Consider the following 20,727-nt stretch of genomic DNA (forward strand, 5'->3'; position numbering starts at 1 on the left):
TTAAATATGTTTATTATTTTTATAATAAAAATCACAATAAAATAAGATATTTGGATAATTGAAGGCTGCATCTGAAACAAAAAACTGAGATTTGGTTGAGCGATCGGATTGTTTACATTTTGTGTAAAACAGCTTTTGCTTGAGCCGAAACAAGTGATTTTGGGTGTCGGCTCAGAACGATACGGCCTTAATATGTTTTAAGCCGACATGTTGTCGATCACGGATTTTTTCTGCTTGGAAAGTTGTACGTCAAATTTGAATCCGCTATACAATAGCCGTTACATATCGGACTTATCGGGGAAAGCAATGACACACATCGCACAAGCACCCAGCAGCATCGCACCGGATCTCAATGCTTACTATAAATGGTTTAACGAATACGTTGCCAAACTCAATGAACGTGATGCCCAACTGCTGCTCAACACCCGCAAATTGGCGGAAGAATGTTATCCCGTTGACGGGTTTACTGCCAACGGCGAGCCTTTAATGAGTAATTTCTTAGGCGCGGCGCAAATGGTTGCCGATATGGACTTGCTGCCTGAAGCTGTTGCCGCCACTATCTTGACTGAAATTTCTTCTTACTGCCCCGAATGGCAGGAAACGGTTGCCGAAAAATGCAATGCCACCGTTGCCAATTTGGTGAAAGGCATAGACGAAGTACAGAAACTCACCCATTTCGCCCGCGTTGACAGTCTCGCCACGCCGGAAGAACGCGCCCAACAAGCAGAAACCATGCGCAAAATGCTGTTGGCAATGGTTAGCGACATCCGCGTTGTGCTGATTAAACTTGCCCTGCGTACCCGCACCATGCAGTTTATCGGCACGCTGCCCGACAGTGAAGAAAAAAGGGCATTGGCCAAAGAAACGCTGGATATATTCGCTCCGCTCGCTAACCGTTTGGGCGTATGGCAACTCAAATGGCAGCTCGAAGATTTGGGCTTCCGCCATCAAAACCCCGAACAATACAAAGAAATCGCCCGCCTGCTCGATGAAAAGCGCACCGAACGGCTGGAATATATCGAGCATTTTCTTCAAGCGCTGCGAAATGAGTTAGACAAATACGGCATTCATTATGATGTGGCCGGCCGCCCGAAGCATATTTATTCGATTTACCGCAAAATGGTTAAGAAAAAAATCGGGTTCGACGGTTTGTATGATATCCGTGCCGTCCGTATTTTGGTGGACACTATTCCCGAATGCTATACCACACTGGGGATTGTACACAGCATGTGGCAGCCGATTCCGGGGGAATTCGACGACTATATCGCCCAGCCCAAGGGAAACGGCTACAAAAGCCTGCATACTGTTGTTGTGGGCCCCGAAGACAAAGGCGTCGAAGTACAGATACGCACCTTCGATATGCATCAATTCAACGAATTCGGCGTGGCCGCTCACTGGCGTTATAAAGAAGGCGGGCGCGGCGACAATGCCTACGAGCAAAAAATCGCTTGGTTGCGCCAACTGCTCGATTGGCGCGAAAACATGGCCGACCACGACCGTGAGGATTTAGCAGGTGCCTTCCGCACCGAGCTGTTTAACGACACGATATATGTGTTGACTCCGCACGGAAAAGTGCTTTCGCTCCCTAACGGTTCCACGCCCATCGATTTCGCCTACGCTTTGCACAGCAGCATCGGCGACCGTTGTCGCGGCGCCAAGGTCGAAGGCCAAATCGTGCCGCTTTCCACTCAGCTTGAAAACGGCCAGCGTGTAGAAATCATTACGGCCAAAGAAGGTAAACCTTCCGTTAACTGGTTGTATGAAGGTTGGGTAAAGTCCAGCAAAGCCATCAGCAAAATACGCGCCTTTATCCGCCAGCAGAACGCCGATGCCGTGCGCGAAAACGGACGCAGCCAATTGGAAAAACAGCTTGCGAAAGTATCCTGCAAGCCCAATCTCCAAGATTTATCTGAAAAACTCGGCTTTAAGAAAATCGACGATTTATACACCGCCGTCGGTCAAGGTGAAATTTCCCCCCGCGCGCTGCAGAAAGCATGCGGCACATTGGTTGAACCGCCTCCTGCACCTTTGAACGAAACCACCATCGTCAAGCAGTCTAAAATCAAAAAAGGCGGCAAAAACGGCATATTGATCGACGGTGAAGACGGCTTGATGACCACATTGGCCAAATGCTGCAAACCCGCACCGCCCGATGAAATTGTCGGCTTCGTTACCCGCGAACGCGGTATATCTGTGCACCGCAGCAACTGCCCCTCGTTCCAACATCTTGCCGAACAATCGCCCGATAAAGTGTTGAGTGCAAGCTGGGCACAAACACAAGAAGGCCAAGTGTTTGCCGTAGATATAGAAATCCGCGCCCAAGACCGCGGCGGCCTGCTGCGCGATGTTTCCGACACCTTGGCACGCCATAAACTGAATGTTACCGCCGTACAAACCCAAAGCCGCGATTTGGAAGCCAGTATGCGGTTCACGCTGGAAGTGCGGCAAGTAAATGATTTACCGCGTGTTTTAGCCAGCCTTTCCGAAGTTAAAGGTGTGTTGAGTGTAACCCGGTTATAGAAACCGCTAAGTTCAGGCCGTCTGAAATGATCTAAACACCCCGTCTGATCAGCTTTTCAGCCAATCGGGCGGGGTGTTTGTTTGTGTTTGAAAGACGAAGTTGCTAAAACGCTTCGCCCACTTTCACGCCGCCGGCAACATCTTTCGGCGTGGCCAGTTTGGCAGTAGCGGCTTGGGCAGCTTTGAATTCGGGCGTTTCCATTACGGCGGCGGCTTGTTCGGCGGGCAGGGTATTGGCCATGTATTGCCAGCGGTCGGCCAATGCGGGGTTGGATGGAATCACAAAACCCTCGCGCAATTCATCGACCAAATCGGGGCGGTTGCACACCAGCACGATGTCGCAGCCGGCATCAAACGATAATTTTGCCCGCTCTTTGATGCCGCCCGCTCCGCACGCGCCTTCCATGGTGAGGTCGTCTGAAAAAATCATGCCGTTGAAACCGATGTCTTCACGCAGAATATCTTTCAGCCATTTGGCCGAAAATCCCGCTGGTTGACTGTCGACTTGCGGGTAAACCACATGCGCGGGCATCACGGCCGCCATGCCTGCCGCGCTCATGCGGCGGAAGGGCACGATGTCGGCGGCTTCCAATTCGCTCAAACTGCGGTCGTCTTGCGGCAAAACATGATGGCTGTCACCTTCGACAAAACCGTGGCCGGGGAAGTGTTTGCCGCACGATTTCATACCGCCTTTGTTCAAGCCTTTCTGCAAAGCCAGCGCCAGCTCGGTAACGATTTCGGCCTTGCCGTGGAAGCTGCGGTTGCCGATCACGGCACATTGTCCCCAGTTCAAATCCAGCACGGGCGTAAACGACAAATCCACGCCGCACGCGCTCAATTCGGTTGCCAACACCCAACCCACTTGCTCGGCCTGCGCTTTGGCCGCTTCGGGGCTTTGCGTATCCCAAATTTCGCCGAGCACATTCATGGCGGGCAAGCGGGTAAAGCCGTCGATAAACCGCTGCACGCGTCCGCCTTCGTGATCGACGGCGATAATCAGTTCGGGCGAGCGCAATGCTTTGATTTCTCTTACCAATTCTTTGAGTTGGGCAACGTTTTCAAAATTGCGGCGGAACAAAATCACGCCGCCGACGGCAGGGTCGAGCAGGCGTTGTTTTTCTTCGTCGGTGAGACGGAAGGCGTGGACATCGGCCATCACGGGGCCGCGCGGGATAATGGGTTTGGTCATAAGTTTTCTCAACAAATAGGGAAGGTGGTGCGGAAAAGAAAAGATTATACAAGACTGAAACGGCAGGCAGTAGGCATGTGATCGATAGTGTGGCGTTTATATAGATAGGCCGTCTGAAAAAAAGGGTTTTCAGACGGCCTTAACCTAGCATCAGCCGTTTTACGCGGCAAGCCAAGCCATCGCTTCGATTTTGTGGCTGTCCAAATCGCGCACAAAGCAGCAGTAATACTTTTGCCGTAATGCGGGCGCGGGCCGGGTGCGCCGTTGGCGGTTTGTGCGTGTTGTCTGTCGTGCGGAGCTTGAATCCAAAATTCGGGATAGACGCGACCGTAAGCCACGGCTCGGTGTTCGCTTAAATCCAAAACCCGCCCGATGCCGAGCTTAGCCAACACTCTGTCTTAAAACGCCACCGCTTCTTCAAAACGGTTGGTGCCGAGCGATACATGGGAAAGAATGCCGGGGTTGGCAGACATGGTTGCGCTACTTTCCAAAAAGAGTTGCGCCAAAAGATTTCAGACGGCCTCAAGAGGCCGTCTGAAAAAAGGTGTAAACGCCTGAACGGCAAAGACTTACGCTTGGTTTTACGGCAGGGTTAAAGCCATAAAAATGGTATCGCCGTTTCGTTCCACCAACAGCGGAATATTTTTTCCCGCGCCTTCCAGCGCGCTTTTCAATGTGGCTTCGTCTTCTACGTTGAGATGGTTCACGGTAACGATTTCGTCGCCCCGTCTCAAGCCGGCACGCTCGGCGGGACCTTCGGCTTTAACCACCACCAAGCGTTTGCCGGTGTTGGATGTGCGCACTTTCATGGTTAGACCCACCGCTTCAACCGCAAAGGCTTGGCCGTCGGTAGAAAACATCGGATCGTTGTTGCCTGCGTTGCTCGTTTCGGTGTCGTTACCGCTGGCACCGAGTATCACTTTGATTTGTTGCTCTTTACCTTTGCGCCAAACATTGAGTGTGACTTCCTTGCCCGGGGCAATCGCGCCGACCATTACGGGCAGGTCGCTGGATTGGCGGACTTCCTCTCCGTTTACGCTGCGCACGATGTCGCCGGACTGCAAACCTGCTTTCAGGGCGGGGCTGTTGGGCAGCACGCGGGTAATTAATGCGCCGGAGGCTTTTTCAAGGCCGAACGATTTGGCCAGATTATAGGAAACTTCTTGAATAATCACGCCGAGTTGGCCGCGCTGTACTTTTCCGCCGGCTTTGAGCTGTTCGGCCACGTTCATGGCTACGTCAATCGGAATGGCAAACGAAATACCCATAAATCCGCCGCTGCGGCTGTAAATCTGCGAATTGATGCCGACAACCTGACCTTTCAGGTTAAACAGCGGGCCGCCCGAATTGCCGGGGTTGATGGCAACGTCGGTTTGGATGAACGGCGTGTAGTTTTCGTTGGGCAGGCTGCGTCCTTTGGCCGACACGATGCCTGCGGTAACGCTGTTGTCGAAGCCGAAAGGCGCACCGATGGCGGCCACCCATTCGCCGGGTTTAAGGTCTTTGGCATTGCCGACTTTGATGACGGGCAGGTTTTCGGCGTCGATTTTCAACAAGGCTACATCGGATTGCACGTCGGAGCCGATTAATTTGGCGGTGTATTCGCGTTTATCGTTGAGCAGCACTTTGATGTTGCTCATGCCGCCGACCACATGGGTATTGGTTAGGATGTAGCCGTCGGGGCTGATGATGAAGCCCGAGCCGAAATGCAGTTCGGTGTCGTCTTCCTGCTCGGGAATGTCGGGCAGGTTGGGTACGAGGCGTTTGAAAAATTCGTAAAACGGATCGTTGTCGGGAAACTGGTTCAAGTCCATATTGTCGTTGCTGCGGCCTGCGCGGGGGGCTTGGAGGGCTTGAATATTGACTACCGTTTGGCCTTCCTGTTCGACCAGTTTGGTAAAGTCGGGCAGCAGCATTTCTACTTTGCCGCTGTCGGTTTGCGTTTCTACTTTTTGTACCAAATCCTTTTGCGGCTCGTCTTGCTTGCCGAAAAAGCTGTCCACTTTATCGCAGCCGTTTAAGACCAATGCAGAAGCAAGCACCAAGGCAATGTATTTTGGCGTTTTGTTCACAGTGTTTCCTTTTAAACAGATTCGTTAAGTTTCAATGGTGTGATTGTAAACGAAAATATAGGTCCCTGCACGGTGAAAACAAGTGCATATATTCCATTTAAGCAGATGTTTTTACAGTTTTTCACACTTTCTTGCGATATGCCGTAGCATGCCGTGCGGTTTGTGGAAAAAATGCGGGAAACATGCCGTTGGAAATGAAGCAATCGGCAGTGCGCGGCAATGTTGTTACAATAATATGAATATGTTTTCCGGTTGGGATGGCCGGCGCTGCCGGGTATCTCTGTTTCTGCTTTTTACCGGTATGGTTTATGAACGGCGACATCACTTTTTTGACTTTGTTTCTTATCGGCTTTTTCGGCGGCGGGCATTGCGTGGGCATGTGCGGCGGGTTGAGCAGCGCGTTTGCCTTGCAGTTGCCGCCGCATATCAACCGCTTTTGGCTGATTGTGCTGCTGAATGCGGGGCGGATCAGCAGTTATGTGCTGATCGGCGTGCTGCTCGGTTTGCTGGGGCAGGTGGGGATTTCGTTGGATGAAACGCGGTGGCTGCAAAACGGTTTGTTTGTGGCGGCGAATGTGCTGCTGTTGCTGTTGGGGCTGTATCTTGCCGGTTTGTCGGCCTTAGTGGTGAAAGTGGAGGCAGTGGGCAGGCCGGTGTGGAAGCGTTTGAACCCGCTGCTGAATAAGCTGCTGCCGATACGCAGCGTGCCGGCCTGTTTTGCCGTGGGCATGTTGTGGGGCTGGCTGCCGTGCGGTTTGGTGTACAGCGCGTCGCTGTATGCGTTGGGCAGCGGCAGCGCGTCGCAGGGCGGCATGTATATGCTGGCTTTTGCATTGGGTACGCTGCCCAACCTGCTGGCGATGGGCTTTTTCGCGGCGCAGTTGAAAGCGTGGCTGCAACATAAAACGGTGCGTTTGTGCGCGGGTTTGACCGTATCGGCATGGGCGGTGTGGCAGTTGGCGGTGTTTTTTCAGACGGCCGTCTGAAAAGTATGGGCTGGGAAGAGATGGGCATGCAGGACGGGCAAGTTGGCCGGCAGTTTTATTTGTTATAATGCCGCCTTTTAGCGCGTACAAAACCGTATGAAAACCGTAGAAAAAAATATGTTGGTGCTGCACAGTGCCGAGCAGATGTTCGAGCTGGTGGATAGGGTGGAAGATTATCCGCAGTTTCTGCCGTGGTACAGCAAAACCGAAATCATCGAGCGCAGCGGCAACGAGCTGAAAGCGCGTTTATTTATGGACTATATGAAAGTTCAGCAGTCTTTCGCCACGCACAACCACAACGTGCCGGGGCGCGAAATCCGTATGAACTTGCTCGAAGGGCCGTTCAAAACCCTGCAAGGCACATGGAAGTTTATTCCCGTGGGCGACGATGCCTGCAAAATCGAATTCAAACTGCAATACGATTTTTCCAGCAGCCTGCTTTCCGCACTGATTTCGCCGGTGTTCAGCCACCTTTCGCGCACGCTGGTGGACGCATTCGTTAAAGAGGCAGACCGCCGCTATGGTTGAAATTGAAATTGTGTACGGCACGGCAGATAAGCAGCTGTTGCAGCGTCTTTCCGTTTCAGACGGCACAACCGCGCGCGAGGCGGTGTTGCAGAGCCGCATTGCCGAAGAGTTTCCCGAAGCAGACGTGCACAATGCGCCGTTGGGTATTTTCGGCAAAGCGGTGAAAGACGATACGGTGTTGCGCGATAAAGACCGCGTGGAAGTGTACCGTCCGCTGTTGATTGATCCCAAAGAAGCCCGCCGTTTGCGCGTGCGGAATAATAAAGAAGCCGATTGAGCCGTGTTTGGCGATATGGCGGCTGTGCTTTTTTGATATTAAATAAATAGGCGAATCAGAAGATACATCAGGCCGTCTGAAATTTCAGACGGCCATAAATATGGAAAGATAAAATGTCGGAAATCAAATTAATCGTCGGGCTGGGCAACCCCGGCGCGGAATACACCCACACGCGCCACAATGCCGGATTTTGGCTGATAGACGAATTGGCTTGGGCATGGAACGCCCGCTTGAAGGAAGAGAAAAAATTTTTCGGCGAAGTGGCGCGTGTTACCCGCCCCGAAGGCGAAATATGGCTGCTGAAACCGAATACGTTTATGAACCGCTCCGGTCAGGCGGTGGCGGCATTGGTATCGTTTTACAAAATCAAGCCGGAAGAAATTTTGGTGGTACACGACGAATTGGACATCCCTTGCGGGCGCATCCGCTTCAAGCTCGGCGGCGGCAACGGCGGCCACAACGGCCTGAAAGACATTCAAGCCAGACTGGGCACGCCCGGCTTTTACCGGCTGCGTTTGGGCATCGACCATCCCGGCGACCGCAATCTGGTGGTGGGTTATGTGCTTAACAAGCCCAGCGCCGAAGACCGGCAGGCGATAGACGATGCCATCGCCAAATCCATACAGGGCTTGCCGCTGGTGTTGTCGGGGCAATGGGAAGAAGCCACTCGTTTTCTTCACAGCAAGTAATGTGAAAGCTTTTTGAAATCAGTTGGTAACTAAAATATTGGTTTCAATGTTCCGTTACTGAAAATCACATGCGGGCGGATAGGTAATCCGCCCCGCCGCAAGATGTTGGCCGTCGGGAAGGTGTGTTTTAGCGAAGCCCACAAGCTCGCTTTCAGACGGCCTCAAATACGCGTTTTCATTCTTCTCTATCCAATCCACGCGAAACAAGCAGGTGCGACAACCTTATTTGTGCAGCCCGCATTCTTTGCTGTCGCTGCTTTCCCACCACCAACGCCCCGCACGGATGTTTTCGCCCAGTTTCACGGGGCGGGTGCAGGGTTCGCAGCCTATGCTGGGGTAGCCGCAGCGGTAAAGTGCGTTCAGCGGCACATTATGCGCGTGTGCGTAAGCCCAAACGTCGGCTTCTTCCCAGTCGAAAATAGGATTGAACTTGGCAATACCGCGTGCGCCGTCGAACTCTTCAAAATCCAACCCGCTGCGGGTATCGGACTGGCTGCGCCGCTGTCCGGTTAACCATGCCGGTGCTTGGGCGAGAGCGCGGTTGAGCGGTTCGATTTTGCGGATGTGGCAGCATTGGCGGCGCAAGTCCACGCTTTCATACATGGCGGCTTGGCCGAACGTGCGCTCGAATGCGGCGGCAGCTTCGGCATCGGGGCGGAACACTTCGATTTCAAACGGATAGCGTATATTGGTTTCGCCGATTAAGGCCGAGGTTTCCGGGTTGAGCTTGCCCGTGTCGAGCGTGATGATGCGCAGCGGCAGTTTCAGACGGCCTATCATGTCTGCAATCACCATATCTTCTACGGCGAGGCTGGAGGCTAAAACGGCATGCGGAAAACGCGCGGCAATCTCGTGCAGACGTTCGCCGAGTGTGTTTTCCAATGATTTCAGACGGCCTGATCGGGTTGGGTCGGGGGCGGGGATTTGCCAGAATTTGGGAGTGTGTAGAGACATAGCGGTATGGGTTTCGTGTGTTTGAACTGTGCGTTTAATGCCGACTGATATTGTGCGCCTGCCGCCGCAGGCCATAAAAGGAATGTTTGTTTATTTGTTTATAACCAAATGAAAGAGGCCGTCTGAAAATGATGTTTCAGACGGCCTCTAAGGTTTCTTAACTATATTGTAAATGCTTGGTGCTTTATCCGCCGCGTTTGCCTGCACGTTTGGCACGGATGATTTCAATCACGCCGGGCAGCACCGAAATCACGATAATCGCGCCCAGCACCAAGCCCAGATTGTTTTTCACCACCGGAATATTGGCGAAGAAATAGCCCGCGTAGGAAAACAGCACCACCCACAAAACCGCACCGATTACGTTGAAGCGGATAAAGCGGCCGTAGTGCATGTTCGCCATGCCCGCCACAAACGGCGCAAAGGTGCGCACGATGGGCACGAAGCGGGCGATGATGATGGTTTTGCCGCCGTATTTTTCGTAAAACTTGTGGGTTTTGTCGAGATAGCTGCGTTTGAAGATTTTGGAATCGGGGTTGGCAAACAGCTTGGCACCGAAGTATTTGCCGATCATAAAGTTCACCGCGTCGCCGATGATGGCCGAGGTAATCAGCAACGCCACCATCACATGGATATTCATTTCACCGATGGCCGCAATGCCGCCGGCGGCAAACAGCAGCGAATCGCCGGGCAGAAACGGCGTAACCACCAGCCCCGTTTCGCAGAAAATAATCAGAAACAGAATGGCGTAAATCCACACGCCGTATTGGGCGGCCAGCTCGGTAAGGTGTTGGTCGATATGCAGGATAAAGTCGATAATGGCTGAAATAAATTCCATCGGGCGTGCTTTCGGAAAAATGGGCACAAAGGCCGTCTGAACAAATATCTAAATTTAAAGGTTTCAGACGGCCCGACAAGTATAAAGTTCGCCATTTTAAGTGAAAACTTTAAATCCTGCCAAACGCTTGCCGCAGCTTGCTGCCGTTTGTTGAAACAACGTACAATGTGCCGTCTGAAAGCCGTTTGAAAACCGTTTCCGTGAACCAGCTTATTTTTGATTTTGCCGCCCGCGATTACCCTTCGTTCGACAAATTTTTAGGCACGTCGAACGCCGAACTTCTGCACGTTTTGCAACAGCAGCACGGGCAGTTTATTTACGTTTGGGGGCAGCAGGGTTCCGGCAAAAGCCATCTTTTGCAGGCTTGGGTGGCGCAGGCATTGCAGGCGGGGCACAACGCCGTTTATATCGACGCCGCCTGCACGCCGCTGACCGACCAAGTGCTCGAAGCTGACTATCTGGCGGTGGATCAGGTCGACAAACTCAACGACGGCGAGCAGGCGGTCTTGTTTGAAGCCTTCAACCGCTTCCGCAACAGCAAACACGGCTTTCTGTTGCTGAGTGCCGACGTGCCGCCGCCGCAACTGGTGATCCGCGAAGACTTGCGTACACGCATGGGCTATTGTTTGGTTTACGATGTCAAACCTTTGAATGACCAAGAAAAAATCAATGCATTAGTGAGCATGGCGGTGGCACGACAATTAACCGTAGAACCGGAAATCTTCCAATACCTGCTCAACCACTGGCGGCGCGATATGGACAGCCTGATGCAGATGCTCGACACGCTCGACAACTACGCCGTAATGATGGGCAAACGCATCACCCTGCCGCTGCTGCGCCAACTCTTAAAACAACAGGAAACAGAATGAAAAACCTCGCCATTTTCGATTTGGACAACACCTTGATCAACACCGATTCCGACCATTCTTGGCCGCAATACTTAATGAAAAAAGGCGTGGTCGATGTCGAACACACCCGCGCCCAAAACGACAAGTTTTACCGCGACTACCAAAACGGCTGTTTGGACATCGACGAGTTTCTTAAATTCCATCTCGAACCTTTAAGCCGCTTCAGCAAAGAAGAGCTGGCCGAAATGCACCGCGAATTTACCGCCGAATTTATCGCCCCGCACATCTCGCCGATGGCCAGAATGCTGGTGCAGAGCCACCGCGATGCAGGCGACGAGCTGCTGGTGATTTCTTCCACCAACGAATTTATCATCACCCCGATTTGCCATATGTTCGGCATTGAAAACATTATCGGCACGCAGCTCGAAACCGGTTCGGACGGCCGCTATACCGGTCTGTACGTCGGCACGCCCAGCCTGAAAGAAGGCAAAATCACCCGCCTGAACGAATGGCTGGCCGCACGCGGCGAAACGCTCGAAAGCTACGGCAAAACCTATTTTTACAGCGATTCCAAAAACGATTTGCCGCTGCTGCGTTTGGTGAGCGACCCCGTAGCCGTCAACCCCGATGAAACCTTGCAGCAGGAAGCCGAAGAAAAAGGCTGGCCCGTGCTGAATTTTCGATAAGGCCGTCTGAAATGCCCCAATTCAAACCTGTTGTTGTCGTAACCACCGCGCCCAACCGCGAAGAAGCCGAACGCATCGGCAGTCTGCTGCTGGAAAACCGTCTCGCCGCCTGCGTGCAATACGAAACCATCCGCAGCCAATATGTGTGGAACGGCGAACTGTGCAGCGACGAAGAAATCCGCATCGTGATTAAAACCGCCCGCTGCCACTATAAAGCGGTGGAAAAAACCGTTGTGCAAAACCACAGCTACGACTGCCCGCAGATTCTGATGCAGCCGGTAAGCAGAGGCTTCGTGCCGTATCTGCGTTGGATGAAAGAGCGTTTGGGCCTGTAAGCCCGCCGTTTGGTGCTCGGCAGCCCGACATATCCGACGTACGCGCACCCCGCGCTTTAGTCTCATCTGCGGCGTATCTTCGCTATAATAATCTTATCAACCAGTAAAACGCTTTAATTTCTCGAAACAGCCTTATCGGAAACACAATGGATATACAGCCCAATCCAACCCAGCGGCATCGTGCGTCTTTGCGTAAGCACAGTATTTATCTGCTGCCCAACTCTTTTACCATTGCCGCGCTGTTTGCCGCATTTTTCGCCATCACCCAAGCCATGCACGGGCATTATGAAACGGCGGCGATTGCGGTGTTTACCGCCATGCTGCTCGACGGCATGGATGGACGGGTGGCGCGTTGGACCAACAGCCAAAGCGCGTTCGGCGAGCAGCTCGACAGCTTGGCAGATATGGTCAGCTTCGGCGTGGCGCCCGCTTTGATTGCCTATAAATGGCAGCTGTGGCAGTTCGGCAAAATCGGTTATTCGGTTGCGTTTATCTACTGCGCGTGTGCGGCATTGCGGCTGGCATTGTTCAACACCTTGATCGGGAGGGTGGACAAACGCTGGTTTATCGGTATTCCCAGCCCCACGGCGGCGGCTTTGATTGTGGGCATGATTTGGGTGAACCACAGTTACGAGCGTTTGCCTTATGTGCAATGGTTGTGTTTGCTGATTACTTTGTTTGCCGGGCTTTCGATGGTGGTACAGATTCCGTTTTGGAGCTTTAAAGAAATCAACGTGCGCCGCAAAGTGCCGTTTTTCGCCATGATTATCTTTATGCTGATTCTGGCGGTGGCGGCGTGGGAACCTTCGTTGGTGCTGTTCCTGTTTTTCTTGGGATACAGCCTGTCGGGTTATGCGATGTTTGCCTGGCGGTGGTTTAAAAAGCGCAAGAAGGCCGTCTGAAAGCGTTTGTTTGCATTCAGAGCAATTTGTTGTTTAAAAATAATACAGTCGATAACTTAATAAAGGTTCAAACGCCATGCCCGGGTTAACCCAAGTAAGCGTTTGAACGATAGTCTGCAAAGAAAAGAAGAAAATATGCTCGATTTTGAATTGATTCTCATCATGCTGGCAGTAGGTGGTTTTTCCGGTTTCATTGCCGGGCTGCTGGGCGTGGGCGGCGGTATGATTATCGTGCCGGTGGTGTTGTGGGTGCTTCAAATGCAGGGGATGGAACACATTGCCCATGCCCAGCATTTGGCGGTGGGTACGTCGTTTGCGATTATGGTGTTTACCACTTTTTCCAGCATGATGGCGCAAAACCGCAAAGGCGCGGTGGATTGGCAAGTGGTAAAACGCATGGCGCCGGGCATGATTTTCGGGGTGCTGGTCGGTTCGTTTATCGCCAAGCATATTTCCAATAGTGCTTTGCAGGTTTTCTTTGTTGCCTTTACGGTGGTTATCGCGCTGAAAACCTTAGCCGATGCCAAGCCTAAGCCTTCGAGGGGGTTGCCCGGCGGCGCGGGTTTGACCGGCGTGGGTACGGTGTTCGGCATTGCTTCCAGCTGGGTGGGCATTGGCGGCGGTTCTTTGTCGGTGCCGTTTTTAATGTATTGCAATGTGCCCGTGCACAAAGCGGTAGGCACTTCGGCAGGTTTGGCTTGGCCGATTGCGGTGGCCGGTGCAGTGGGTTATCTTTATTCCGGCTGGAATGTGAGCGGGTTGCCGGAGGGTTCGTTTGGATTTTGGTATCTGCCCGCGGTGGTGGTGTTGAGCGTGGCAACGGTGTTGTGCGCGCCTTTGGGCGTGAAAGTTGCGCACAAGCTCCCGCCCGAAAAACTCAAGCTGGCATTCGGTATTTTGCTGCTGGTGATTGCCGGCAGAATGTTGTGGCGTTTGATTTGATATGGTTACTCAACTCGCTTTTAACGCAGGGCAGCAATGCCGTGCTTAAATCATGTTGATTGACCATAACGGCATTTTTAATCGGATTGCGTTTTCTTGCATGAGGCCGTCTGAAATGGCTTTCAGACGGCCTTGATATATAATATGCGCTGCCGTCTGAAACATTTCGGTTCATTTGCCCCATAAAAATACCCGACACAAACACAACCACAATCTCAATATGAACAAACAGATCCGCCAAGAAATCTTCGAGCGTTTGCGTGCGGCCAATCCGCATCCCACAACAGAGCTGAATTTCAACAACCCTTTCGAGCTGCTGATTGCAGTGCTGCTGTCGGCACAGGCAACCGATGTAGGGGTAAACAAAGCAACCGCCAAGCTGTTTCCTGCCGCACCCACACCGCAAGCGATGTTGGATTTAGGCTTGGAAGGCGTGATGGAATACACCAAAACCATCGGCCTGTATAAAACCAAATCAAAACACATCATCGAAACCTGCCGCATTCTGCTGGAGCAGTATCAAGGCGAAGTGCCGGCCGACCGCGAGGCGTTGGAAGCCTTGCCGGGGGTGGGGCGCAAAACGGCCAATGTGGTGTTGAATACGGCGTTCGGCCAGCCTGTGATGGCGGTGGATACGCATATTTTCCGCGTATCGAACCGCACGAAAATCGCACCGGGTAAAAATGTGCGCGAAGTGGAAGACAAGTTGATGAAATTTGTGCCCAAAGAGTTTCTGCAAGACGCGCACCACTGGCTGATTCTGCACGGGCGTTATACTTGTAAGGCACAAAAGCCTTTGTGCGAAAAGTGTTTGATTCATGATTTGTGTGAATATCCGGCCAAAACCGTTCCGGCATAACAAGAGCAAACAAAAGACCCTTGCAGCGAGTGCAAGGGTCTTGTTTTATTGATTTCCGATAAACGGTTTTGAGCCGTTTGTTAAATGATTATTTAACGATTTCTATGGGACCGTGATCATCGCAATGGTCGCCGTGCTGATGATGCAGGCGGCCGTTAACGATGTAGTCGGTGTGGTCGCCGTGCGGTACGGCTTCGTGGCCGCAATCGGGGCCGTGAACATGGCCGGCGCAGTCGTGTACGGGACGGCAGCCGTCGGGGTTGGTTTCGTTTACGTCCAAGCTGTGCTCGTCGTAGTGGCCGTTATGTTCGTGATGCAGATGGCCGTCGTGAAGGTAATCTACATGGTCGCCGTGTTTGATGGCGGTATGGCCGCAGCCGCTGCCGTGAACGTGCTCGTGATCGGGGTGTGTTTTGCAATTGCTCATGGTTTTCTTTCTACAATGGTTGAGACATGCGCTTTATCATACGGGTAAATGAAAAATTTGTAAATAACTTATTGTTTATAATAGATTTTATTTCGATATAGCATAACACTGTCCGCGCAGAGTCTGCTTAGACTGCTCGGGGTAGGGCGGTTGGGGTATAATTCTGCCTTTTGCCTGATGTGCCCGTATGCCTGAGCGGGCAGCTGTTTTCATTGGTTTCATCTTTAATCGGGCACGGTTCAGACGGCCTCTGACGACAAGCCCCAGGGTTTCATGAGGCTGCGGGCCGTCTGAAATAACGATATGAACGGCTTATGGATAGTCTGATTACTTTACTTTCTGTATTAATTCCGCTTTTTCTCGGCTTTTTCATTAGTGTACCCAAGCTGTATTTGCGGTTGGTGGACAAGGCTTTGGTGTGGCTGGTTTATGCGATTTTGCTGTTGATCGGCGTATCGTTGTCGCGGGTGGAGGATTTGGGCGGGCAGATTGATACCATTGTTGGCTCGGCGGCTTTGCTTTTTGCGTGCGTGATGGGCATGAATCTGCTGGTGCTGATGTGGTTCGACCGCCGTTATCCGCAGCAAACGCAGGGCGGCGGCAGGAAAAGTCGGGTCAGTATCGCCGGCAGCATCAATCAGCTCGGGTGTGTGGCGGCGGGTTTTATGCTGGGTAAAGTTATGGCCGGATGGTGGTTGCCGCCCGAAAGCACGGGCAATTACTGCCTGATGCTGATGGTGCTGCTGGTGGGGGTGCAGTTGCGCAGCAGCGGCATCACTCTGCGGCAGGTGCTGGTAAACCGCAGAGGTGTGCAAACCAGCGTGCTGTTTACGGTATCTTCTTTGCTGGGCGGCATATTGTTTGCAGCATTGGTGCCGGAAGTATCGTGGAGCAAGGGGTTAGCGTTGGCATCCGGGTTCGGTTGGTATTCGCTTTCGGGTATTGTGATGACTGAGGCTTACGGTCCGGTGTGGGGCAGCATTGCCTTGCTTAACGATTTGTCGCGTGAGTTTTTTGCGCTGGTGTTTATTCCCGTATTGATGCGCGGCTATCCCTGTGCGGCGGTAGGCTCGGGCGGGGCGACCAGCCTTGATTTTACGTTGCCGGTGATTCAGAGTTCGGGCGGTTTGCAGGTGGTACCGCTCGCCATCAGCTTCGGCTTTGTCGTGAATGTGATTGCACCTTTTCTGATGGTGGTGTTTTCCAATATGCGGTTTTGAGGTTTATACAGACACCCCAACAGCCGCTTGCACCCTTGCGCCGAATTTGGCACAATGCGCCGCATAAGTTTATGATGTAAAATTATTTTAACAAATTATCAGTCTAAATAAGCCATGCCACCCCGCATACAACGCCACGAAAAAATCATTGCTTTAGTCCGCGAATATAACTTTATGCCAATCGAGCAGCTCGCACGGCAGCTGGATGTGACGCCGCAAACCATACGCCGCGACATCAACCAGCTGTGCGAAGAAAATATTTTGCGGCGTTATCACGGCGGTGCCACTTTGGGCGAAGGCTTGGAAAACGAAGATTTAAATACGCAGAAAACCAAGCTGCAAAACGAAAAAATCCACATCGCCGATTTGATTGCCGAGCATATTCCCGATAATGCTTCGCTGTTTTTGAGTATCGGCACAACCATCGAGGCGGTGGCCATGGCCTTGGTGAAAAAGCGCAAAGGCTTGTGCATCATTACCAATAACATCCATGTGGCGTCGATTGTATCCGGCCGCAGCGATTACACGGTTATCATCACTTCCGGCGTGGTGCGCCCGATAGACGGCGGCGTAACCGGCGTGGCCACGGTTGATTTTATTAATCAGTTCAAAACCGATTATGCGGTTTTGAGTGCGTCGGGCGTGGATGCAGACGGCTCTCTGCTTGATTTCGACTATAAAGAAGTGAGCGTGATGCAGGCGATGATGCACAATGCGCGTATGTGTTATTTGGGTGTCGATCACAGCAAGTTCGGCCGTAACGCTTTGGTGCGTATGGGCGATATTACCGAATTTGATGCCGTGTTTACCGACCAAACGCCTGATGAAGCCATGTGCAAACAGCTCGAAGCCGCCGGCGTGAAGTGGTATGTGGCGGCACGCGGTATCGATGAAGAATAAGCCTGTAGTTGGGGCGTGTGGCAGGATTGGCTCGGAGTTTGTTTTCCGGATTTCTCTTCACGATTGAAACGGCGTGGGCCGAGCATGAACGGCAGGCCGTCTGAAACAAAAAGCCACAAAGCTTGTCAAACATGGTTTAATGGCAATCCGGCTCCACCAGATAAGGCACAAGACGATTATCATGAAACCGAACGCTCCTATCATTCAATCGCTGCTCGACACCGATTTATATAAATTCACCATGTTGCAGGTTATCCTGCACCAATTTCCCCAAGCGCACGGTGTGTATGAATTCCGCTGCCGCAACAACGACCAAACCGTTTATCCGCTCGCCGACATCAAGGCCGATTTAGAGCAGGAATTGGATTGGCTGTGCGAATTGAAATTCACGCAGGACGAGTTGGATTATTTGCGTTCCATGCGTTTTATCAAAAGCGATTTCGTTGATTATTTGGAGCTTTTTCAGCTTAAACGCCGTTTCGTCAATGTGAGCACCGACGATGAAGGCCGTCTGAATATCAAAGTCGAAGGCCCGATGATACAGGCGATGTTTTTCGAGATTTACATTCTCGCCATGGTGAACGAGCTGTATTTCCGCCGCCTCGAAACGCCCGAAGTGCTTGCAGAAGGCGAACGCCGTTTGCAAGCCAAAGCGGAACGTCTCAAAGAGTTGGCCAAGATTCAAAACCCCAACGACCCGCCGTTTCTCATTTCCGATTTCGGCACGCGCCGACGCTATACTTTGGCTTGGCAGGAACACGTTGTCCGCACCCTGCTTGCCGCCGCACCCGATATCGTGCGCGGCACCAGCAACGTTTATTTGGCCAAAAAGCTCGACATCACGCCCATCGGCACGATGGCGCATGAGTTCCTGCAAGCGTTTCAGGCTTTAGACGTGCGCCTGCGCGATTTCCAGAAAGCCGCGCTGGAAGCATGGGTAAAAGAATACCGCGGCGACCTCGGCATCGCCCTAACCGACGTAGTGGGCATGGATGCCTTCCTGCGCGATTTCGACCTTTACTTTGCCAAACTGTTCGACGGCCTGCGCCACGACAGCGGCGATCCTTATGTTTGGGGCGACAAAGCCTATGCCCACTACAAAAAGCTCAAAATCGACAGCCGCACCAAAATGCTTACCTTTTCAGACGGCCTGAATATCGAAAAATCATGGGCGCTGCATCAATATTTTAAAGACCGCTTCAAAACCAGCTTCGGTATCGGCACCAATCTCACCAACGATTTAGGCCATACCACGCTGAATATCGTGTTGAAACTGGTGGAGTGCAACGGCCAATCGGTTGCCAAACTTTCCGACAGCCCGGGCAAAACCATGACCGACAACAATACCTTCCTCGCCTATTTGCGGCAGGTGTTTCAAATTCCTGAGCCGGTTGAGAAGGCATAACCGTCTAACCATGATGAGGCCGTCTGAAATTTTTTCAGACGGCCTCACTATTAAATATTTAGATGGTTCACTCTATTTTTATGCCTGTACAAGCCTGTTTTCAAAATTATTTATGCCGGATTCGCAGCGGCAGAAGGTGTGCAACCCTGCCGTAACGCCCGAATCAGGCGGTTTTGCAAAGGTCTTTATTTGTGATATAAGGCGTGTGCTGATTGAAAACCAACCGACTTTATTAAACTTAAACAGGCTTCATTTGAAGGCCGTCTGAACATTTCAACAGATCAAAAAAGGAAATATCATGAGTTCACAAGATTTGAGCGGCAAAATCGCTTTGGTAACCGGCGCATCGCGCGGCATCGGCGCGGCGATTGCCGACACATTGGCACAAGCCGGCGCAACCGTTATCGGCACCGCTACCAGCGAAAGCGGCGCGCAAGCCATCGGCGAACGCTTGGCACAATGGGGCGGCAAAGGCCGCGCCTTGAATGCTGCCGATGAAAACGGCATCGAAAACCTGATTTCAGACATCGAACAGGAATTCGGCAAGCTCGATATTCTCGTCAACAACGCCGGCATTACCCGCGACAATCTGCTGATGCGCATGAAAGAAGAAGAGTGGGACGAAATCATGCAGGTTAACCTGAAATCAGTATTCCGTGCCAGCAAAGCCGTATTGCGCGGCATGATGAAACAGCGCAGCGGCCGCATCATCAACATTACTTCCGTGGTCGGCACCATGGGCAATGCAGGCCAAACCAACTATGCCGCAGCCAAAGCGGGCCTGATCGGTTTTGCCAAATCGATGGCACGCGAAGTCGGCAGCCGCGGCATTACCGTGAACTGTGTCGCCCCCGGCTTTATCGACACCGACATGACCCGCGCGCTGCCCGAAGAAACCCGCAAAATGTTTACCGCGCAAACGTCATTGGGCAAGTTTGGCGAAGCGCAAGACATTGCCGATGCCGTGCTGTTTTTGGCCAGCGACCAAGCCAAATACATTACCGGCCAAACCCTGCATGTGAACGGCGGTATGTTGATGCCTTAACGGCATGTGGTTAATCCGCTTGAGAGCAAGTGCATACATCATGCTTGGATCAAGCCCGAGTGGTCGTAGAAGTTACTCACTAAGCAGATTGACTATATGTAAAACAGCAAAAGGTTAGCCTTGATGCCGACGAGGCCGTCTGAAAATTTTCAGACGGCCTCGTTGCGTGTATGGCTTACATGCTTGGAAAAGATGTTTTATCCAATCAAATCGTTATCTTCTTCAGAAGAATCAGCCGCCGCTTCTTCCGGCTCTTCCTGTGCAGGCAGCTCGGAAACTTCAACACCGTCGTCTTTCAGGCGGATATCAATTTCGGCAAAACTTTCCGGCTGGATGATGCGCACCAAGCCTTCTTTGGCCAATTCCAGCAAGGCGATAAAGTTGACCACCACATAAGCGATGCCTTGTTCGGGATGGAACAGCTCGGAAAAACGGCATTGCCCGCGTTCGTTCAGGCGACGCAAGATGCTGCTCATTTGGGCGCGCACCGAAATCGCTTCCTGTACCACGGCATGGCTGCGGGTATGTTTGGCACGGGAAAGGATGTTCAGCCATGCTTGCGTGAGGTCGGCAACGTGCACATCGGGCAGTTTGGCTTCGACGGCGATTTCCAGCGGCAGATAAGCCCATGCGAAATCGCGTCCGGCGCGGGGCAGGGCGTCCAAACCGGCGGCGGCGAGCTTCATTTGTTCGTAAGCCAGCAGGCGGCGCACCAGCTCGGCGCGCGGATCGGCTTCTTCGCCTTCTTCGATGCCGGCCGGTTGCGGCAGCAGCAGGCGCGATTTAATTTCAATCAGCACCGCCGCCATCAGCAGATATTCCGCAGCCAAATCAAACTGATAGGCTTCCATCTGGGCGATGTAGTGCAGATATTGCTCGGTGATTTTAATCATCGGAATATCCAGCACATCGATATTCTGCTTGCGGATCAGGTAAAGCAGCAAATCCAGCGGCCCTTGAAAGCTGTGCAGCACCACCTTGAGCGCGTCGGGCGGGATAAACAAATCCTGCGGCACGTCGGTAACGGGCTGGCCGAAAATCCATGCGACGGCGTTGGGGTTTTCGGTTTGCAAAGGTTGTTGATCGGCGGCAAGCGGCATATCGGGGC

Annotated in this window: 23 protein-coding genes; 15 read left to right on the plus strand and 8 right to left on the minus strand. The window is 52.4% G+C overall.

Annotation, left to right across the window (positions count from 1 at the left end):
- Positions 1–306 precede the first annotated feature (306 nt).
- The gene (locus AKG43_RS01710) at positions 307–2,520 is read left to right on the plus strand and encodes a bifunctional (p)ppGpp synthetase/guanosine-3',5'-bis(diphosphate) 3'-pyrophosphohydrolase (protein WP_054598856.1); all 2,214 of its coding nucleotides are present in this window, start codon (positions 307–309) and stop codon (positions 2,518–2,520) included.
- A 103-nt stretch (positions 2,521–2,623) separates the two neighbouring features.
- Here AKG43_RS01710 and nagZ read toward each other — a convergent pair whose 3' ends face one another.
- The 3 genes from nagZ to AKG43_RS01725 form a co-directional block, all read right to left on the minus strand.
- A complete protein-coding gene (gene nagZ / locus AKG43_RS01715; RefSeq protein ID WP_054598857.1) occupies positions 2,624–3,709 on the minus strand; it encodes a beta-N-acetylhexosaminidase in 1,086 nt (361 codons plus the stop codon).
- A gap of 44 nt (positions 3,710–3,753) precedes the next feature.
- Positions 3,754–4,098: a hypothetical protein gene (locus tag AKG43_RS01720; RefSeq protein WP_231718085.1), complete on the minus strand. Its 345-nt coding sequence runs from the start codon at positions 4,096–4,098 to the stop codon at positions 3,754–3,756.
- 192 nt (positions 4,099–4,290) lie between these two features.
- Positions 4,291–5,781 carry a DegQ family serine endoprotease gene (locus tag AKG43_RS01725; RefSeq protein ID WP_054598858.1) on the minus strand — a complete coding sequence of 497 codons (1,491 nt, stop codon included), beginning with the start codon at positions 5,779–5,781 and terminating at the stop codon, positions 4,291–4,293.
- Between the two features lie 308 nt (positions 5,782–6,089).
- Between AKG43_RS01725 and AKG43_RS01735 the strand changes: the two genes are divergently transcribed.
- From AKG43_RS01735 to pth, 4 genes are all read left to right on the plus strand, one after another.
- The gene (locus AKG43_RS01735; protein WP_054598860.1) at positions 6,090–6,767 is read left to right on the plus strand and encodes a sulfite exporter TauE/SafE family protein; all 678 of its coding nucleotides are present in this window, start codon (positions 6,090–6,092) and stop codon (positions 6,765–6,767) included.
- Between the two features lie 96 nt (positions 6,768–6,863).
- Positions 6,864–7,295 (plus strand): type II toxin-antitoxin system RatA family toxin, encoded by a 432-nt coding sequence (locus AKG43_RS01740; protein ID WP_054598861.1) that lies wholly within the window; start codon positions 6,864–6,866, stop codon positions 7,293–7,295.
- Positions 7,288–7,572, plus strand: coding sequence for an RnfH family protein (locus AKG43_RS01745; protein WP_054598862.1), 285 nt, complete (start codon positions 7,288–7,290; stop codon positions 7,570–7,572). The genes AKG43_RS01740 and AKG43_RS01745 overlap by 8 nt, the downstream gene beginning before the upstream one ends.
- Positions 7,573–7,685: 113 nt before the next feature.
- Positions 7,686–8,261: an aminoacyl-tRNA hydrolase gene (gene pth, locus AKG43_RS01750; RefSeq protein WP_054598863.1), complete on the plus strand. Its 576-nt coding sequence runs from the start codon at positions 7,686–7,688 to the stop codon at positions 8,259–8,261.
- A 54-nt stretch (positions 8,262–8,315) separates the two neighbouring features.
- On the opposite strand, the gene AKG43_RS12670 is transcribed toward pth, so the two are convergent.
- The 3 genes from AKG43_RS12670 to AKG43_RS01760 all read right to left on the minus strand — a co-directional run bounded on the left by AKG43_RS12670 (position 8,316) and on the right by AKG43_RS01760 (position 10,050).
- Positions 8,316–8,468 (minus strand): hypothetical protein, encoded by a 153-nt coding sequence (locus AKG43_RS12670; RefSeq protein WP_156300599.1) that lies wholly within the window; start codon positions 8,466–8,468, stop codon positions 8,316–8,318.
- A gap of 15 nt (positions 8,469–8,483) precedes the next feature.
- Complete coding sequence (locus AKG43_RS01755) at positions 8,484–9,215, minus strand: phosphoadenylyl-sulfate reductase (RefSeq protein ID WP_054598960.1); 732 nt, start codon at positions 9,213–9,215, stop codon at positions 8,484–8,486.
- Positions 9,216–9,399: 184 nt separating this feature from the next.
- Positions 9,400–10,050: a DedA family protein gene (locus AKG43_RS01760; protein WP_054598864.1), complete on the minus strand. Its 651-nt coding sequence runs from the start codon at positions 10,048–10,050 to the stop codon at positions 9,400–9,402.
- 200 nt (positions 10,051–10,250) lie between these two features.
- Here AKG43_RS01760 and hda point away from each other — a divergent pair, with 200 nt between their 5' ends.
- From hda to nth, 6 genes are all read left to right on the plus strand, one after another.
- Complete coding sequence (gene hda, locus AKG43_RS01765) at positions 10,251–10,919, plus strand: DnaA regulatory inactivator Hda (protein WP_054598961.1); 669 nt, start codon at positions 10,251–10,253, stop codon at positions 10,917–10,919.
- Positions 10,916–11,584: an HAD family phosphatase gene (locus tag AKG43_RS01770; RefSeq protein WP_054598865.1), complete on the plus strand. Its 669-nt coding sequence runs from the start codon at positions 10,916–10,918 to the stop codon at positions 11,582–11,584. The genes hda and AKG43_RS01770 overlap by 4 nt, the downstream gene beginning before the upstream one ends.
- 11 nt (positions 11,585–11,595) lie before the next feature.
- Positions 11,596–11,919 carry a divalent-cation tolerance protein CutA gene (gene cutA, locus AKG43_RS01775; protein WP_054598866.1) on the plus strand — a complete coding sequence of 108 codons (324 nt, stop codon included), beginning with the start codon at positions 11,596–11,598 and terminating at the stop codon, positions 11,917–11,919.
- Positions 11,920–12,065: 146 nt separating this feature from the next.
- Entirely contained in the window at positions 12,066–12,821 is a 756-nt protein-coding gene (gene pssA, locus AKG43_RS01780) for a CDP-diacylglycerol--serine O-phosphatidyltransferase (protein WP_054598867.1), read from the plus strand.
- Positions 12,822–12,956: 135 nt separating this feature from the next.
- Positions 12,957–13,763 (plus strand): sulfite exporter TauE/SafE family protein, encoded by an 807-nt coding sequence (locus AKG43_RS01785; protein ID WP_054598868.1) that lies wholly within the window; start codon positions 12,957–12,959, stop codon positions 13,761–13,763.
- A gap of 220 nt (positions 13,764–13,983) precedes the next feature.
- A complete protein-coding gene (nth, locus tag AKG43_RS01790; protein ID WP_054598869.1) occupies positions 13,984–14,622 on the plus strand; it encodes an endonuclease III in 639 nt (212 codons plus the stop codon).
- Between the two features lie 88 nt (positions 14,623–14,710).
- Here the strand turns inward: nth and AKG43_RS01795 are convergent, their stop codons facing one another.
- Positions 14,711–15,049, minus strand: a complete 339-nt coding sequence (locus AKG43_RS01795) for a hypothetical protein (RefSeq protein ID WP_054598870.1) — start codon at positions 15,047–15,049, stop codon at positions 14,711–14,713.
- Between the two features lie 314 nt (positions 15,050–15,363).
- Between AKG43_RS01795 and AKG43_RS01800 the strand changes: the two genes are divergently transcribed.
- The 4 genes from AKG43_RS01800 to fabG all read left to right on the plus strand — a co-directional run bounded on the left by AKG43_RS01800 (position 15,364) and on the right by fabG (position 19,619).
- Positions 15,364–16,269, plus strand: coding sequence for a lysine exporter LysO family protein (locus AKG43_RS01800; RefSeq protein WP_054598871.1), 906 nt, complete (start codon positions 15,364–15,366; stop codon positions 16,267–16,269).
- Between the two features lie 114 nt (positions 16,270–16,383).
- Positions 16,384–17,169, plus strand: coding sequence for a DeoR/GlpR family DNA-binding transcription regulator (locus AKG43_RS01805; protein ID WP_054598872.1), 786 nt, complete (start codon positions 16,384–16,386; stop codon positions 17,167–17,169).
- Between the two features lie 181 nt (positions 17,170–17,350).
- On the plus strand, positions 17,351–18,574 hold the full coding sequence (gene pncB / locus AKG43_RS01810; protein ID WP_054598873.1) for a nicotinate phosphoribosyltransferase: 1,224 nt from the start codon (positions 17,351–17,353) through the stop codon (positions 18,572–18,574).
- Positions 18,575–18,872: 298 nt separating this feature from the next.
- Positions 18,873–19,619, plus strand: a complete 747-nt coding sequence (gene fabG / locus AKG43_RS01815; RefSeq protein ID WP_054598874.1) for a 3-oxoacyl-ACP reductase FabG — start codon at positions 18,873–18,875, stop codon at positions 19,617–19,619.
- 197 nt (positions 19,620–19,816) lie between these two features.
- Here fabG and AKG43_RS01820 read toward each other — a convergent pair whose 3' ends face one another.
- Entirely contained in the window at positions 19,817–20,719 is a 903-nt protein-coding gene (locus AKG43_RS01820; protein ID WP_054598875.1) for a ScpA family protein, read from the minus strand.
- Between the last annotated feature and the right edge of the window lie 8 nt (positions 20,720–20,727).

The sequence above is a fragment of the Neisseria sp. 74A18 genome, from assembly GCF_001308005.1.
Classification (GTDB): Bacteria; Pseudomonadota; Gammaproteobacteria; order Burkholderiales; family Neisseriaceae; genus Neisseria; species Neisseria dumasiana.

What these genes read in the sequence shown, in the direction of transcription:
- AKG43_RS01710 (WP_054598856.1), top strand. Translation starts at nt 307, where the DNA reads ATGACACACATCGCACAAGCACCCAGCAGCATCGCACCGGATCTCAAT.
- nagZ (WP_054598857.1), bottom strand. Translation starts at nt 3,709, where the DNA reads ATGACCAAACCCATTATCCCGCGCGGCCCCGTGATGGCCGATGTCCAC.
- AKG43_RS01735 (WP_054598860.1), top strand. Translation starts at nt 6,090, where the DNA reads ATGAACGGCGACATCACTTTTTTGACTTTGTTTCTTATCGGCTTTTTC.
- AKG43_RS01740 (WP_054598861.1), top strand. Translation starts at nt 6,864, where the DNA reads ATGAAAACCGTAGAAAAAAATATGTTGGTGCTGCACAGTGCCGAGCAG.
- AKG43_RS01745 (WP_054598862.1), top strand. Translation starts at nt 7,288, where the DNA reads ATGGTTGAAATTGAAATTGTGTACGGCACGGCAGATAAGCAGCTGTTG.
- pth (WP_054598863.1), top strand. Translation starts at nt 7,686, where the DNA reads ATGTCGGAAATCAAATTAATCGTCGGGCTGGGCAACCCCGGCGCGGAA.
- AKG43_RS01755 (WP_054598960.1), bottom strand. Translation starts at nt 9,215, where the DNA reads ATGTCTCTACACACTCCCAAATTCTGGCAAATCCCCGCCCCCGACCCA.
- AKG43_RS01760 (WP_054598864.1), bottom strand. Translation starts at nt 10,050, where the DNA reads ATGGAATTTATTTCAGCCATTATCGACTTTATCCTGCATATCGACCAA.
- AKG43_RS01770 (WP_054598865.1), top strand. Translation starts at nt 10,916, where the DNA reads ATGAAAAACCTCGCCATTTTCGATTTGGACAACACCTTGATCAACACC.
- cutA (WP_054598866.1), top strand. Translation starts at nt 11,596, where the DNA reads ATGCCCCAATTCAAACCTGTTGTTGTCGTAACCACCGCGCCCAACCGC.
- pssA (WP_054598867.1), top strand. Translation starts at nt 12,066, where the DNA reads ATGGATATACAGCCCAATCCAACCCAGCGGCATCGTGCGTCTTTGCGT.
- AKG43_RS01785 (WP_054598868.1), top strand. Translation starts at nt 12,957, where the DNA reads ATGCTCGATTTTGAATTGATTCTCATCATGCTGGCAGTAGGTGGTTTT.
- nth (WP_054598869.1), top strand. Translation starts at nt 13,984, where the DNA reads ATGAACAAACAGATCCGCCAAGAAATCTTCGAGCGTTTGCGTGCGGCC.
- AKG43_RS01795 (WP_054598870.1), bottom strand. Translation starts at nt 15,049, where the DNA reads ATGAGCAATTGCAAAACACACCCCGATCACGAGCACGTTCACGGCAGC.
- AKG43_RS01800 (WP_054598871.1), top strand. Translation starts at nt 15,364, where the DNA reads ATGGATAGTCTGATTACTTTACTTTCTGTATTAATTCCGCTTTTTCTC.
- AKG43_RS01805 (WP_054598872.1), top strand. Translation starts at nt 16,384, where the DNA reads ATGCCACCCCGCATACAACGCCACGAAAAAATCATTGCTTTAGTCCGC.
- pncB (WP_054598873.1), top strand. Translation starts at nt 17,351, where the DNA reads ATGAAACCGAACGCTCCTATCATTCAATCGCTGCTCGACACCGATTTA.
- fabG (WP_054598874.1), top strand. Translation starts at nt 18,873, where the DNA reads ATGAGTTCACAAGATTTGAGCGGCAAAATCGCTTTGGTAACCGGCGCA.
- AKG43_RS01820 (WP_054598875.1), bottom strand. Translation starts at nt 20,719, where the DNA reads ATGCCGCTTGCCGCCGATCAACAACCTTTGCAAACCGAAAACCCCAAC.